Below are 12,749 nucleotides of genomic sequence, written 5' to 3'. Positions count from 1 at the left end.
AAAGTGCGCAGCGGTTTTGGGACAAAAGAGAGATGCACAAACAAGGTCTTGAAGCACGTCGATTGTGGCGCGCTTCAAGGGGCGCAAACAGCAAGCAGGGAGGAATATTATGGTCACGATCTATGACGGGAAGCCTGGACTTTCACGTCGTGAGCTTCTCAAACGCGGTGGCATTGGTGCGCTGCTCGTCATTTCCGGCAGCGCGGTCATCAGCCCCGAACATGCCTGGGGGCTCGAGACATCGGCGCTCAAGCCCGAAACGATGGCGACGCTGATCCAGATGGCGCGCGACATCTATCCGCATGATCAGGTTCCCGACAAATATTACGCCATAGCCGTGAAAGGCCATGACGAGCAGGCCGGCAAGGACGCCGCCTACAAGACGATGATCGAAGACGGTATCGCCGACCTCGACAAGAAGTCTGGGGACGGAGGCTACCGGGGCCTTGGCTGGGAGGAGCAGCGCGTCGCGGTGCTGAAGCAGATCGAGGCGACGCCGTTCTTCCAGGCCATCCGTGGCGGCCTCGTCGTCAGCCTCTACAACCAGAAAGAGGTCTGGCCGATCTTCGGCTACGAGGGCGAGTCCTTTTCCAAGGGCGGCTACATCGCGCGCGGTTTCAACGACATCGAGTGGCTCTGAGCCCGTTCGTTCTTGAACCCGCAAACAGAAAATCATGGGAGGAAACCATGGCAACAGCATTTGACCTGAACAACGACGGCGTGGTCGTCATCATCGGCTCGGGCGCCGGCGGCGGTACGCTGGGCAACGAACTTGCCCAGAAGGGTGTCGACGTCGTCATCCTGGAGGCCGGCGCGCGCCACGAATATGAGGAGTTTGTCAACGACGAGTGGGATTCGTTCACCCAACTCGCCTGGAAGGACAAGCGCACCACCTCCGGCGACTGGCGTGTGGCCAAGGATTTTCCGAACCTGCCGGCCTGGATCGTCAAGTCGGTCGGGGGGTCGACGACCCATTGGGCCGGAGCGTCGCTGCGTTTCCAGGAGCACGAGTTCAAGACGCTGTCGACCTACGGCAAACTGGAGGGCGCCAATCTGCTCGACTGGCCGATCACGCTGGCAGAGATGGAGCCTTACTATGCCAAGGCCGAAGCCAAGATGGGTGTCACCGGCACCAATGACTGGCCGAGATTGCCGGGCAACAACAATTTCAAGGTGTTGAAGGCTGGCGCCGACAAGCTCGGCTACAAGGAATGCCACACCGGTAACATGGCCATCAACTCGGTCGAGCGCGACGACCGCTTGTCCTGCCAGCAAACCGGCTTCTGCTTCCAGGGCTGCAAATGGGGCGCCAAATGGTCGACGCTCTACACCGAGATCCCCAAGGGCGAGGCAACAGGCCATCTCGAGGTCAGGCCGAACGCCATGGCGATCAAGATCAACCATGACGCCTCGGGCAAGGTGACCGGCGTGGTCTACGCCGACAAGGACGGCAAGCTGCAGGAGCAGAAAGCCCGTATCGTCGCCGTCGCCGGCAACTCAATCGAAAGCCCGCGGCTGCTGCTCAATTCGTCGTCGGGCAAATTCCCCGACGGCCTTGCCAACTCATCGGGGCAGGTGGGCAAGAACTACATGCGCCACACCACGGGCTCGGTCTATGCAATCTTCGACAAACCGGTGCACATGTATCGCGGCACCACCATGGCTGGCATCATCCGCGACGAGGCGCGCCATGATCCGTCACGCGGCTTCGTCGGTGGCTACGAGTTCGAAACGCTGTCGCTCGGCCTGCCCTTCATGGCGGCCTTCCTCGATCCAGGGGCCTGGGGCCGCTCGTTCACCACGGCGCTCGACCACTACGACCACATGGCCGGGCTGTGGATCGTCGGCGAGGACATGCCGCGCGCGGAGAACCGCATCACGCTGCATGCCGACATGATGGACGAGCACGGCATGCCGATCGCCGACGTGCATTTCGACGATCACCCGAACGACACCGCGATGCGCAACCATGCCTACAAGCAGGCCTCGGCGCTTTACGCCGCGGTCGGCGCCACGCGCACCTTCCCGACGCCGCCCTATCCGTCGACCCACAATCTCGGCACCAACCGGATGAGCGAGAAGGCGGCCGACGGCGTCGTCAACAAGCATGGCCAGACGCACGACATCAAGAATCTGTTCGTGTCGGACGGCAGCCAGTTCACGACGGGTGCCGCCGAAAACCCGACCTTGACGATCGTGTCGCTGGCGATCCGCCAGGCCGATTACATCGCCGCGCAGATGTCGGCCAAGACGATCTGAGCCGGCAAGACATCGCCCCGTAACCGGGGCGGTGCCAATTTCAGTGTCCTCCCGGGCCGCAATGCGGAACGCGCAACGCGCGTTCCGCCTTTTGTGTGACCAGACTGATTAGGCGCCGACCGGCTGCCCGTCCTTGCGGCGGATGGCGACCACGGACGGGCGGGGCAACTGGCCGTCCTTGAAGTCGGGCCACAGTGTCTGCACTTTGTCGAGCGTCTCGGCGTCCTCGGCCGGGTGCTGGACCGACAGAAACAAGGTCGTGCCGTCGGGGGTGAAACACGGGCCAGTCGCCTCCGCGCCATGCGGGCAAGTGAACAGCAGCTTCGGCAGGCCACGCGCCGGGCCTTCGGTGTCGACGCCGTAGACGCCGTCCGGCAGGTCGAAATCATTGGCACCGTCGGTCGCCACCCAGAGCCGGCCGGCCGGATCGAAGGTAATGTTGTCGGGGCAGACGAACCAGCCATTGTCCGATGTGTCCGGGTGGAAGGTAGCGCCGACCGCGGCGTCCTTAGGGTTGCCGCACAGCACGAACAGATCCCAGGCATATTTGTCGGCGGTATGGTCGGCGTCCACGCCGCGGCCGCCTGGCGGGATCAGTTCGACGATGTGGCCCCAGAGGTTTTCCGGACGCGTGTTGGCCGGATTGACCTTCGACTGGTCGCGCTTCTTGTTCTTGGTCATCACCGCATAGACGCGGCCGGTCACCGGATTGGTCTCGATGTCCTCGGGGCGGTCCATCGGCGTGGCACCCAGCGCGTCCGCCGCCAGCCGTGTTTTCAGCAGCACTTCGGCCTGATCTGCAAAGCCGTTTTCAGCCGTGAGCTTGCCCTGGCCGTGAATCAGCGGCAGCCAGGTCATGGAGCCGTCGGCGTCGTAGCGCGCGACCGAAAGCACGCCATCGTCCAGCAGGTCGTTGCCGGAGGCTGGTTTGGCCGGATCGTAAGCCTTGTTCGAGACGAAGCGGTACATGTATTCGAAATAATCGTCGTCGCCCATGTAGACGACGACGCGGCCGTCCTTGTTGAGGACGACGGTGGACGCCTCATGGGACATGCGGCCAAGCGCGGTGCGCTTTAACGGCTTGGACTGGGGATCATAGGGGTCGATCTCGACCACCCAGTCGAAACGGTTGGCCTCGTTCGGCTCCTTGTCGATGTTGAAGCGGTCGTGAAAGCGACCGCGGCCATAGACGTCGGAACCGTCGAAGCCATAGCGGTCGAGGATGTCCGCGGTCGGCGCCTTCTTCGGATCGCCGCCGAACAGGTCGGAAACACCTTCCTCGCAGGTCAGCACGGTGCCCCACGGGGTGAAGCCGCCGCTGCAATTGTAACTGGTGCCGAGTACCTTCGTGCCGGTGGGATCGGCCGAGGTCTGCATCAAGGCGTGGCCCGCAACCGGACCGGAGACGATCATTTCGGTGTTGACGGTGATGCGGCGATTGAGCGGGCTGTCCTCGACCAGCGACCACTTGCCGTCCTTCAACAGCACTTCGACGATTGAGTGACCCATGGCGGCCATGCCGAGATCGACCTGTTCCTTGCTCATCGTCTTGCCGGCGTCATCCTCGGTCATGCTGGGAAACATGACATTGGGCGAGATGTATTCGTTGTTGACGCAGAGCAGGCCGTGGTCGGAATTGACCGTGCCTTTTGGCAGCGGCAGGAAGGCGATGTAGTCACAGTTGTAACCAAAGCGCTTCCCTTGCTCGTCGGCAGCGACCTTGTTGCCGTCGAAATCCGGCAGACCCGCGACGAGCGGGTCGCCCCAGCGTGCCACGATCGTGGCCTCATAGCCCTCGGCGGCGGCGTGGGTCTTGTCGTAGACGCGCTTCAACTCGGGAAAGCCAAGTGTGGAAAGCGCCGCGGCATGTGTTTCTCCGGCAAACAACGAACCGACGAAGCTGCCGCCGGCAATCAAAGCACCAGATGCAAGGCTGCCTTTCAGGAGAGTACGGCGCGAGACGCGCTCGGCTATGACGTCGCGAATGACAGGGGAGGATGAAGACGGGGAGTTGGCCATTGTGTCTGCCTCTCAAGGTGGATGGTGACGGCGCACCGCTGCCTATTCAGTTTCGGCAACATCCAGATGACATGAGAGAGAGGCAGGCCCGCCGAGGCGGCGGCGATTACCAGGGAATAATCTACTGACCGCTTCCTTTGGTGCAGGTCGAGGCGGTGAAGGCGCCGTCGGGCTGCCTCATGATGATGTCGAAGGAGGGCGCACTTTGGCCGTCGAGCGTGGCCTGGGTCAGCGACAGCGAGTTGCCGCCAGCCGTATAGCCGCCGAGCGGTCCCAGCCAGGAGATCACGCCGTTTGCATCCATCTGGTAATTGTAGCCCTGCTGGGCGGTCCCGAAGGTGACTGGGCCGCTGTAGACGTTGCCCTTGATGGTGATGTCACCGAGGTCGAGGAACATGCCAAGCAGGTACACTTCGCAGTGGTAGATGCCGTCGGGCATCTTACCGTCGCTGAAGTCGGCTCGGGCAGTGCCGGTCGCTGCCGCCAGAAGCAATATGCCGATAAAAATGCGTGAAATGCCGGATGCCATGACGTCGCTCATTTGATGGGGCGAGCTTGCCCTATTTCTGCGCCGAGCCGCAACATCCGCCGGCGAAGTCCAAAAAATAGGCACATTGCCAATTTGGGCGAAAATTAGGCAGGCGCCTTGTGCGTTGCGCAAATTTCTCTCAATCAATTTTTAACCGATCCTCTTTGTTTTCATAAAGCTAATATACCAAGCACCTGATAATGTTGAACTATCACCTATTATTCGGCGTCTCCTGAGCGATTGGCACGGGGGTTGCATTGCATTGTTGCGGTGCAATCAACCAGCCTGGGAGTGTTAGGCATGAGGGGTAATTTCTCGACAATAACAAAAATGTTTTCGGCGAGCGTCGTTGCTGCCGGCCTGTTGATGTCCACGCCTGCCGGGGCGGCCGACGACACGATCAAGGTCGGCATTCTCCATTCGCTGTCGGGGACCATGGCGATCTCGGAGACGACGCTGAAGGACGCCATGCTGATGCTCATCGATGAGCAGAACGCCAAGGGTGGCCTGCTCGGCAAGAAGCTCGAAGCCGTGGTCGTCGATCCGGCCTCCAACTGGCCGCTGTTCGCCGAAAAGGCGCGCGAGCTGATCTCCAAGGACAAGGTCGCCGCGGTGTTCGGCTGCTGGACCTCGGTGTCGCGCAAATCAGTGCTGCCGGTGTTCAGCGAGCTCGACAACATCCTGTTCTATCCCGTCCAGTATGAGGGCGAGGAAAGCGAGCGCAACGTGTTCTACACGGGTGCGGCGCCGAACCAGCAGGCCATTCCGGCCGTCGACTATTTGATGAGCGAGGATGGCGGTTCGGTGAAGCGCTGGGTGCTTGAAGGCACCGACTACGTTTATCCGCGCACAACCAACAAGATCCTCGAGGCCTATCTGAAGGCCAAGGGCGTCGCGGCGGAAGACATCATGGTCAACTACACGCCGTTCGGCTTCTCCGACTGGCAGACCGAAGTTTCCGCGATCAAGAAATTCGGTTCGGCCGGCAAGAAGACCGCCGTCGTCTCGACCGTCAACGGCGACGCCAATGTGCCGTTCTACAAGGAACTCGGCAACCAAGGCATCAAGGCCGAGGATATTCCGGTCATGGCCTTCTCGGTCGGCGAAGAAGAGCTTGCCGGTCTCGACACGGCGCCGTTGGTCGGCCATCTCGCCGCTTGGAATTACTTTGAAAGCGTCGATACGCCTGAGAACAAGAAGTTCATCGCCGACTGGCACAAGTTCATCAAGAACGACAAGCGCACCACCAACGACCCGATGGAAGCCCACTATATCGGCTTCAACATGTGGGTGAAGGCGGTCGAGAAGGCCGGCACCACCGATCCGGACAAGGTCATCGACGCCATGATCGGCGTTTCAGTGCCCAACCTGACCGGCGGCTATTCGACCATGATGCCGAACCACCACATCACCAAGCCGGTGCTGATCGGTGAAATCCAGGCCGACGGCCAGTTCGAGACGGTTTCGCGTACGCCGGGCCTGGTGATGGGCGATGAATGGTCCGACTACCTGCCTGACTCCAAGGACCTGATCTCCGATTGGCGCGCGCCTCTGTCCTGCGGCAACTTCAATGTCGCCACCGGCAAGTGCGGCGGCAAGGGTACGAACTGATCCTCCCGGGCTGACCAGGTCTGGACCGCAGGTCCATGACCTCAGACCGCCAGCGTCCGGACGGTTTCCTCCGCCGTCCGGACGCCCATTCAACATTCAAGGGTCGCCTGAAGCCGATGAACCTGTTACGCGCGATTGGCCTGACGCTTTTGTTCCTGCTGGCGACGCTGTCGTCGTCGGGTGCTGGCGAAGCCGATCTGCGTGGCATCATCGCCAAATTCGCGACGGCCAAGGGCTTTTCCGAGACAGGCACCGTCGTCCACGACCTTGCGGCCACAGGTGATCCGGCTGTCGAACGGCCGCTTGCGGCACTTGCCGACGGCAACCTCTATATCCGCAAGGCGGATTCGCTGGTCTTCGTCGGCAAGGAAGCTGGCGACATCGTCGAGCTGTTCGATCCGCTGAGCGGCGAGAAGTCGGCGGATGCCGCCAAGGACGACATCACCAAGATCAAGGTCAACAACACGCTGCGCCGCGTCATACGCGATGCGCTGGGCACGCTGACACTCGGCGCCAAGGATCCGGCCGTGCGCATCGTCGCTGCCGACACCATGTTCAAGACACCCGATGCCGCAAACATCGGGCCGCTCGACACCGCGATCGCCAGCGAGACGGTGGCCAGCGTCAAGGCCCTGCTCGAACAGGCCCGCGCCGCCTCGGTCCTGGTTTCTGACCGGCCGGATGCCGACAAGCTCGCCGCCATCGCGCTGATCGGCGCACGGGGCGACCGCGATGCGGTTTCGCTGCTCACCTCGATCGAAGCGAACGCCTCGGGTGCGGTCAAGGAGGCGGCGACGGCCGCAATCGCCAACATCAATTCGACGCTGGCCTTCTGGGATGCCGGCCAGAACATCTGGTACGGGATTTCGCTGGGCTCGGTGCTGCTGCTGGCGGCAATCGGGCTTGCCATCACCTTCGGCGTCATGGGCGTCATCAACATGGCGCATGGCGAGATGGTCATGCTCGGCGCCTACACGACTTTTGTCGTCCAGCAGGTGATCCGCACATCCTTTCCCGACCTGTTCGACTGGTCGCTGGTCATCGCGCTGCCGCTCGCCTTCCTCGTCGCGGCGCTTGTCGGCTTGGCCATCGAACGTGGCGTTATCCGCTTTCTCTACGGGCGGCCGCTGGAGACACTGCTGGCGACATGGGGCGTGTCGCTGATCCTGCAGCAGGCCGTGCGCAGCATTTTCGGGCCGACCAACCAGGAAGTCGGCAATCCCTCTTGGATGTCGGGCTCGCTCAATGTCGGCCAGCTCGCGATCACCTGGAACCGCCTCTGGATCCTGGTTTTCGCGCTCTCCGTCTTTGCCGTGCTGCTCTACGTGATGAAGCGCACGCCCTGGGGGTTGCAGATGCGCGCCGTCACCGCCAACCGGCGGATGGCCGCCTCGATGGGCATCAGGACGCCATGGGTCGACGCGCTGACCTTCGCGCTCGGGTCCGGTATTGCCGGCATCGCCGGTGTTGCGCTCAGCCAGATCGACAATGTCTCGCCCAATCTCGGCCGCAGCTACATCATCGACAGTTTCATGGTCGTGGTCTTCGGCGGTGTCGGTAATCTGTGGGGCACGCTGGTCGGCGCCTTCTCGCTCGGCATCGTCAACAAGTTCCTTGAGCCCTATGCCGGCGCGGTCCTCGGCAAGATCGTCGTGCTGGTGCTGATCATCCTGTTCATCCAGAAGCGCCCGCGCGGCCTGTTCGCACTCAAGGGCAGGGCGGTGGAAGCATGATCACCGGACGCTTCTTCGCGGCGGGTGCGGACCGCCGCATCGCGATCACGATTCTCATCCTGCTGGCGGTGGCCGTCATCGTGCCGCTGCTAAACCTGGCTGTGTCGCCGACCAGCGGCTTCTACGTGCCGTCCTACATCGTGGCGCTCACCGGCAAATATCTCTGCTATGCGCTGCTCGCCTTGGCGCTCGACCTTGTCTGGGGCTATTGCGGCATTCTCTCGCTCGGCCACGGTGCGTTCTTCGCGCTCGGCGGCTATGCGATGGGCATGTACCTGATGCGCCAGATCGGCGCGCGCGGCGTCTACGGCAACCCCATCCTGCCGGACTTCATGGTGTTCCTGAACTACAAGGAATTGCCTTGGTTCTGGACGGGTTTCGACCATTTCTGGTTCGCCGGGCTCATGGTGCTGGCGATACCTGGCCTGCTCGCCTTCGTCTTCGGCTGGTTCGCCTTCCGCAGCCGTGTCACCGGTGTCTACCTCTCCATCATCACCCAAGCGATGACCTATGCGCTGCTGCTCGCCTTCTTCCGCAACGACATGGGTTTCGGCGGCAACAACGGCCTGACCGATTTCAAGGATATTCTCGGCTTCAACGTGCAGGCCGACGCGACGCGTTCAGCGCTGTTCGCCGCCAGCGCGGTGACGCTCGCGCTCGCCGTCTTCGTCACCTGGGCGATCGTCGGATCCAAATACGGCAAGCTCCTGATGGCGGTGCGCGACGCCGAGAGCCGCACGCGCTTCCTCGGCTGGCGGGCGGAGAATGTGAAGCTGTTCGCCTTCACCGTCTCGGCGGTCATGGCCGGCATCGCCGGCGCGCTCTATGTGCCGCAAGTCGGCATCATCAATCCCGGCGAGTTTGAACCGTCCAATTCGATCGAGGTGGTGATCTGGGCTGCAGTCGGCGGGCGCGGCACCATTGTCGGGCCGATCATCGGCGCGCTGCTGGTCAATGCCGGCAAATCCTGGTTCACCGGCGTGTTGCCGGAATTCTGGCTGTTTGCGCTCGGCGGCCTGTTTGTCGCCGTCACGCTTTTGCTGCCCAAAGGCATCGTCGGCATGTGGGATTCCTGGCGCGGCAACGCCAAAGCGCTGCGGGCGGCCTCGCTGGCCGAGGAGGCCGGCATCGACCCTGTCGTCCCGCCGCCGCCGCAGATCGTTCGTAGCGCGGCGACAAGGCCTGGCGACTGGTCCTCGTCCAGCCCCGAACCACAGCCGGCGGCGTGAGCGATCATGAGCAAGTCGCACACGATCCTCTATCTCGACGGCGTCTCGGTTTCCTTCGACGGCTTTCGCGCCATCAACAATTTGTCGCTCGTGCTCGACAAGGGCGAGATGCGCGCCATCATCGGCCCCAACGGGGCTGGCAAGACGACGATGATGGACATTGTCACCGGCAAGACGCGGCCCGACGAGGGTGAGGTGTTTTTCGACGGCCAGATCGACCTGACCAGGCATGATGAAGCCGAGATCGCCATGATGGGCATCGGCCGCAAATTCCAGAAGCCGACGGTCTTCGAAAACCACACGATCGAGGAGAATCTGATGTTGGCGTTGAAGGGGCCGCGCTCGATCTTCCCGGCGCTGTTCCATCGCCGCTCGGCCGCCGAAGCGCGGCAGATCGACGACATTCTCGGCATCATCCGGCTCGGCGACAAACGCGACCAGCTGGCGGCAAATTTGAGCCATGGACAAAAGCAGTGGCTGGAGATCGGCATGCTGCTCGCGCAGGACCCGAAGCTGCTGCTGGTCGACGAGCCGGTCGCCGGCATGACCGATGCAGAGACCGAGGAAACCGCGCGGCTGCTCAAGGAGATCGCGCGCGACCATTCGGTCATCGTCGTCGAGCACGACATGCATTTCGTGCGCGAGTTGGGCGTCAAGGTCACCTGCCTGCACGAAGGCTCGGTGCTGTCCGAGGGCACGCTCGATTTCGTGTCTGCCGACGAGCGCGTCGTCGAAGTCTATCTGGGGAGATGAGCATGGTCTGGCGGGTTCAATTCCATCGCTTCGATCTGTCCTTCCTGCGGTTCTGGAGAAGGCGCTGACATGCTCGAAGTTTCTGATGCCACGCTCCACTACGGCGCCGCCCAGGCGTTGCGTGGCGTGTCGCTGAAGGCCGGCGCCGGCAAGATCACCTGCGTGCTCGGCCGCAACGGCGTCGGCAAGACCAGTTTGATGAGATCGATCGTCGGCCACCATCGGCTGACGAGCGGAAGCGTTGCCTTCGAGGGGAAGGCGCTCGACCGGAGCGCGGCGTATGACCGCGCCCGGTCGGGCATCGCATTCGTACCGCAGGGCAGGGAGATCTTTCCGCTGCTCACGGTGCGGGAAAACCTGGAATCGGGCTTTGCGCCGCTGAAGCGTGGCGACCGCAACGTGCCCGCCCATGTCTTCGAGTTGTTCCCGGTGCTGAAGCAGATGCTGGGTCGCCGTGGCGGCGACCTTTCCGGTGGCCAGCAGCAGCAGCTTGCCATCGGCAGGGCGCTGGTGATGCGGCCGAAGCTGCTGGTGCTCGACGAACCGACGGAAGGCATCCAGCCGTCAATCATCAAGGATATCGGCCGCGCCATCCGCTATCTGCGCGACCAGGCGGGCATCGCCGTGCTTTTGGTCGAACAATATCTCGATTTCTGCCGCGAGCTTGCCGACGAGGTCAACATCATGGACCGCGGCCTGATCGTCCACACCGGCCCTGCGGAAGATCTCGACAGGGCGGATGTCCGCAAATTCCTGACCGTCTAAAGCGCGTCGCATCCAGACGGATTCAAACGACGCGCTTTAGATCTGTGGTTTTGTCCATGTCGTTGTCCCAAAACCGCTGCGCACTTTTGGGCGACATGGACTAGAATCAGCAATGGACTTCAGGTGACGGTCCGAAGTCTTTCGCAAGTCCAATATTTCTTCGATCCAGTCATCCGTGTCTCTGGCGCGCCGGCGGCTGCGTGCTAGTCTTTTCTTGGCTTTTGTGAGTCGGCCGTTTCCGTATCAGTCTGGTGTTATCGCAGATCGAGGGGCGCGGCGAAGGCCGGGCAAGTTCCACGCAAGCATGCATTCCTAGCTTCCCTCCTGCGATCTGATTGTCGTTCAACGCGTTTGGGCACACAGGCTAAGGGACTGCCATGGAACGTTACGTCGAGGACTATCAGAAGCGGCGGCTAACCGAACGCGTCGATATCATCACCGCGATCAACATATTGAGGTCCCAGGGGTACCATCGCGACGAACTGATCGAGGAAATCACCAAGGTCTTCTATGTCGATCTCGATGCTTTCAACGAAATCGTCATGGCGGCATAGGGCTGGCTTCTCTCACGATCGACTTGCCGAAACAGGCAAGGCTGCTCTGACAATACGGTCGACATCTCTGGATCGCAGTTAACCCACGCGCCGGAGTGGCGAGGCGGTGACGCGGTTGCGGCCGCCGCGCTTGGCGGCGTAGAGCGCCTTGTCGGCGGCGCTGAGCACCTTGTCGAAGCTGAGGCCCTCCTTGGTGCCGAAAGCAAATCCGGCACTGACCGTGCATTTCAGCGAACCCGTCTCGGTTTCGATGCGGCACGCGGCGAAGGCGGACCGTATGGCCTCGGCCGTGGCCTCCGCCGTTTCGGGCAAGGTCCGCTTCAGCACGAGCGCGAATTCCTCGCCGCCCATGCGCGCGGCGACGTCGGTCGGGCGAAGATTGCCGGCTAGTTCCCTGGCGAACACCCTCAGCACCTCGTCGCCAGCGGCGTGGCCGAATTCGTCGTTGATGGACTTGAAGCCGTCGAGGTCGAACACAACCACAGCGGTGAAGGCGCCGACCGGGGCACTGCCATGCAGGTCGAACAGCGCGCGCCGGTTGAGCAGGCCCGTCAGCGGGTCGGTCAGGGCATTGTGGCGGTGATGCCTGGCCAGACGCCCTTGATTGAGCGCCAGCGACAGCGCGCCAATGCCGGTCATGCTGGCGATGACGATGATGAGGCTCAACTCCTCGGCCCAATTGCTTGGTGCATGCCCAAGGATCAGCTTTCCGTCCCAGGCGAGAACCATGGCGCAGAGGGCGAAGGACGTGGCCGTGGCCGAATAGAGCGCCGTGATGCCGATTGTCAGGGCAGGCGCTTCGTTGCGACCCTTCCAGTATTCGAGCGCCGTTGCGAACAGAAGCAAGGCAGCAAACAGGTTCTCCAGCATGAAGCCGAGACCGTCATAGCCGAGAGCCATGGCAGGCAGCACGACGGTCAGCGATATGCTGCCAACCACCGTTCGCGGGATCGGCGAGCCGCCGGTTCGGAACTGGTAGGCCGCGCCCAGCATGGCTGAGAAACCAAGCAGGAGCAGGGCGACGGTCGCAATGCCAAGCAGGCGCCCGGGCATGTCGATATAGGCGTCATAGGCAAAAATGTCGGCGACCACCAACAGCAGGCTGACCGCCCATGTCAGCAGGAATTTCTCCGAGCGAGCAGTCAACCACATACCAAACAGTGTCAGGCTCAGGCAGGTGGCGGAAAATCCAACAGCCAGCAGAAGTGAAGTGTAGTCGAGCGACATGCCCTCGTTCCTTGCCGGCGGCGATCCCAGCTCTGCGGCTTGGCCAGGCTGGATTCATGCAGCAAGGAGG

11 protein-coding genes are annotated in these 12,749 nt (G+C 62.2%); 8 read left to right on the top strand and 3 right to left on the bottom strand.

Annotated features, from left to right (window positions below; all coding sequences use genetic code 11):
- The first annotated feature begins 109 nt into the window (after window positions 1-109).
- Window positions 110-640 (top strand): Twin-arginine translocation pathway signal, encoded by a 531-nt coding sequence (locus CGZ66_RS15785; protein WP_095085076.1) that lies wholly within the window; start codon window positions 110-112, stop codon window positions 638-640.
- A 47-nt stretch (window positions 641-687) separates the two neighbouring features.
- Window positions 688-2,259 (top strand): GMC family oxidoreductase, encoded by a 1,572-nt coding sequence (locus tag CGZ66_RS15780; RefSeq protein WP_095085075.1) that lies wholly within the window; start codon window positions 688-690, stop codon window positions 2,257-2,259.
- 108 nt (window positions 2,260-2,367) lie between these two features.
- On the opposite strand, the gene CGZ66_RS15775 is transcribed toward CGZ66_RS15780, so the two are convergent.
- Together CGZ66_RS15775 and CGZ66_RS15770 are read right to left on the bottom strand one after the other, a co-directional pair.
- Window positions 2,368-4,278, bottom strand: coding sequence for a PhoX family protein (locus tag CGZ66_RS15775; protein ID WP_095085074.1), 1,911 nt, complete (start codon window positions 4,276-4,278; stop codon window positions 2,368-2,370).
- Window positions 4,279-4,399: 121 nt separating this feature from the next.
- Window positions 4,400-4,807 carry a hypothetical protein gene (locus CGZ66_RS15770; protein WP_095085151.1) on the bottom strand — a complete coding sequence of 136 codons (408 nt, stop codon included), beginning with the start codon at window positions 4,805-4,807 and terminating at the stop codon, window positions 4,400-4,402.
- A 300-nt stretch (window positions 4,808-5,107) separates the two neighbouring features.
- On the opposite strand from CGZ66_RS15770, the gene urtA reads away from it, so the two are divergent.
- The 6 genes from urtA (at window position 5,108) to CGZ66_RS15740 (ending at window position 11,452) form a co-directional block, all read left to right on the top strand.
- Window positions 5,108-6,418 (top strand): urea ABC transporter substrate-binding protein, encoded by a 1,311-nt coding sequence (urtA, locus tag CGZ66_RS15765; protein ID WP_095085073.1) that lies wholly within the window; start codon window positions 5,108-5,110, stop codon window positions 6,416-6,418.
- A 116-nt stretch (window positions 6,419-6,534) separates the two neighbouring features.
- Window positions 6,535-8,151, top strand: coding sequence for an urea ABC transporter permease subunit UrtB (urtB, locus tag CGZ66_RS15760; RefSeq protein ID WP_095085150.1), 1,617 nt, complete (start codon window positions 6,535-6,537; stop codon window positions 8,149-8,151).
- Window positions 8,148-9,380, top strand: a complete 1,233-nt coding sequence (urtC, locus tag CGZ66_RS15755) for an urea ABC transporter permease subunit UrtC (RefSeq protein WP_095085072.1) — start codon at window positions 8,148-8,150, stop codon at window positions 9,378-9,380. The genes urtB and urtC overlap by 4 nt, the downstream gene beginning before the upstream one ends.
- A gap of 6 nt (window positions 9,381-9,386) precedes the next feature.
- A complete protein-coding gene (gene urtD, locus CGZ66_RS15750; RefSeq protein WP_095085071.1) occupies window positions 9,387-10,133 on the top strand; it encodes an urea ABC transporter ATP-binding protein UrtD in 747 nt (248 codons plus the stop codon).
- A gap of 69 nt (window positions 10,134-10,202) precedes the next feature.
- Window positions 10,203-10,898, top strand: a complete 696-nt coding sequence (gene urtE, locus CGZ66_RS15745; protein ID WP_095085070.1) for an urea ABC transporter ATP-binding subunit UrtE — start codon at window positions 10,203-10,205, stop codon at window positions 10,896-10,898.
- Between the two features lie 377 nt (window positions 10,899-11,275).
- On the top strand, window positions 11,276-11,452 hold the full coding sequence (locus CGZ66_RS15740; protein WP_095085069.1) for a hypothetical protein: 177 nt from the start codon (window positions 11,276-11,278) through the stop codon (window positions 11,450-11,452).
- Between the two features lie 78 nt (window positions 11,453-11,530).
- Here CGZ66_RS15740 and CGZ66_RS15735 read toward each other — a convergent pair whose 3' ends face one another.
- Window positions 11,531-12,679 carry a GGDEF domain-containing protein gene (locus tag CGZ66_RS15735; RefSeq protein ID WP_095085068.1) on the bottom strand — a complete coding sequence of 383 codons (1,149 nt, stop codon included), beginning with the start codon at window positions 12,677-12,679 and terminating at the stop codon, window positions 11,531-11,533.
- Between the last annotated feature and the right edge of the window lie 70 nt (window positions 12,680-12,749).

Origin of the sequence: Mesorhizobium sophorae, assembly GCF_002270415.1 — a bacterium.
Lineage (GTDB): Bacteria > Pseudomonadota > Alphaproteobacteria > Rhizobiales > Rhizobiaceae > Mesorhizobium > Mesorhizobium sophorae.
The sequence above is the reverse complement of the archived record's forward strand: the minus strand, read 5'-3'. Positions and strand labels throughout refer to the sequence as shown.

What these genes read in the sequence shown, in the direction of transcription:
- CGZ66_RS15785 (WP_095085076.1), top strand. Translation starts at nt 110, where the DNA reads ATGGTCACGATCTATGACGGGAAGCCTGGACTTTCACGTCGTGAGCTT.
- urtD (WP_095085071.1), top strand. Translation starts at nt 9,387, where the DNA reads ATGAGCAAGTCGCACACGATCCTCTATCTCGACGGCGTCTCGGTTTCC.
- urtA (WP_095085073.1), top strand. Translation starts at nt 5,108, where the DNA reads ATGAGGGGTAATTTCTCGACAATAACAAAAATGTTTTCGGCGAGCGTC.
- CGZ66_RS15740 (WP_095085069.1), top strand. Translation starts at nt 11,276, where the DNA reads ATGGAACGTTACGTCGAGGACTATCAGAAGCGGCGGCTAACCGAACGC.
- CGZ66_RS15770 (WP_095085151.1), bottom strand. Translation starts at nt 4,807, where the DNA reads ATGGCATCCGGCATTTCACGCATTTTTATCGGCATATTGCTTCTGGCG.
- CGZ66_RS15735 (WP_095085068.1), bottom strand. Translation starts at nt 12,679, where the DNA reads ATGTCGCTCGACTACACTTCACTTCTGCTGGCTGTTGGATTTTCCGCC.
- urtE (WP_095085070.1), top strand. Translation starts at nt 10,203, where the DNA reads ATGCTCGAAGTTTCTGATGCCACGCTCCACTACGGCGCCGCCCAGGCG.
- CGZ66_RS15775 (WP_095085074.1), bottom strand. Translation starts at nt 4,278, where the DNA reads ATGGCCAACTCCCCGTCTTCATCCTCCCCTGTCATTCGCGACGTCATA.
- urtC (WP_095085072.1), top strand. Translation starts at nt 8,148, where the DNA reads ATGATCACCGGACGCTTCTTCGCGGCGGGTGCGGACCGCCGCATCGCG.
- urtB (WP_095085150.1), top strand. Translation starts at nt 6,535, where the DNA reads ATGAACCTGTTACGCGCGATTGGCCTGACGCTTTTGTTCCTGCTGGCG.
- CGZ66_RS15780 (WP_095085075.1), top strand. Translation starts at nt 688, where the DNA reads ATGGCAACAGCATTTGACCTGAACAACGACGGCGTGGTCGTCATCATC.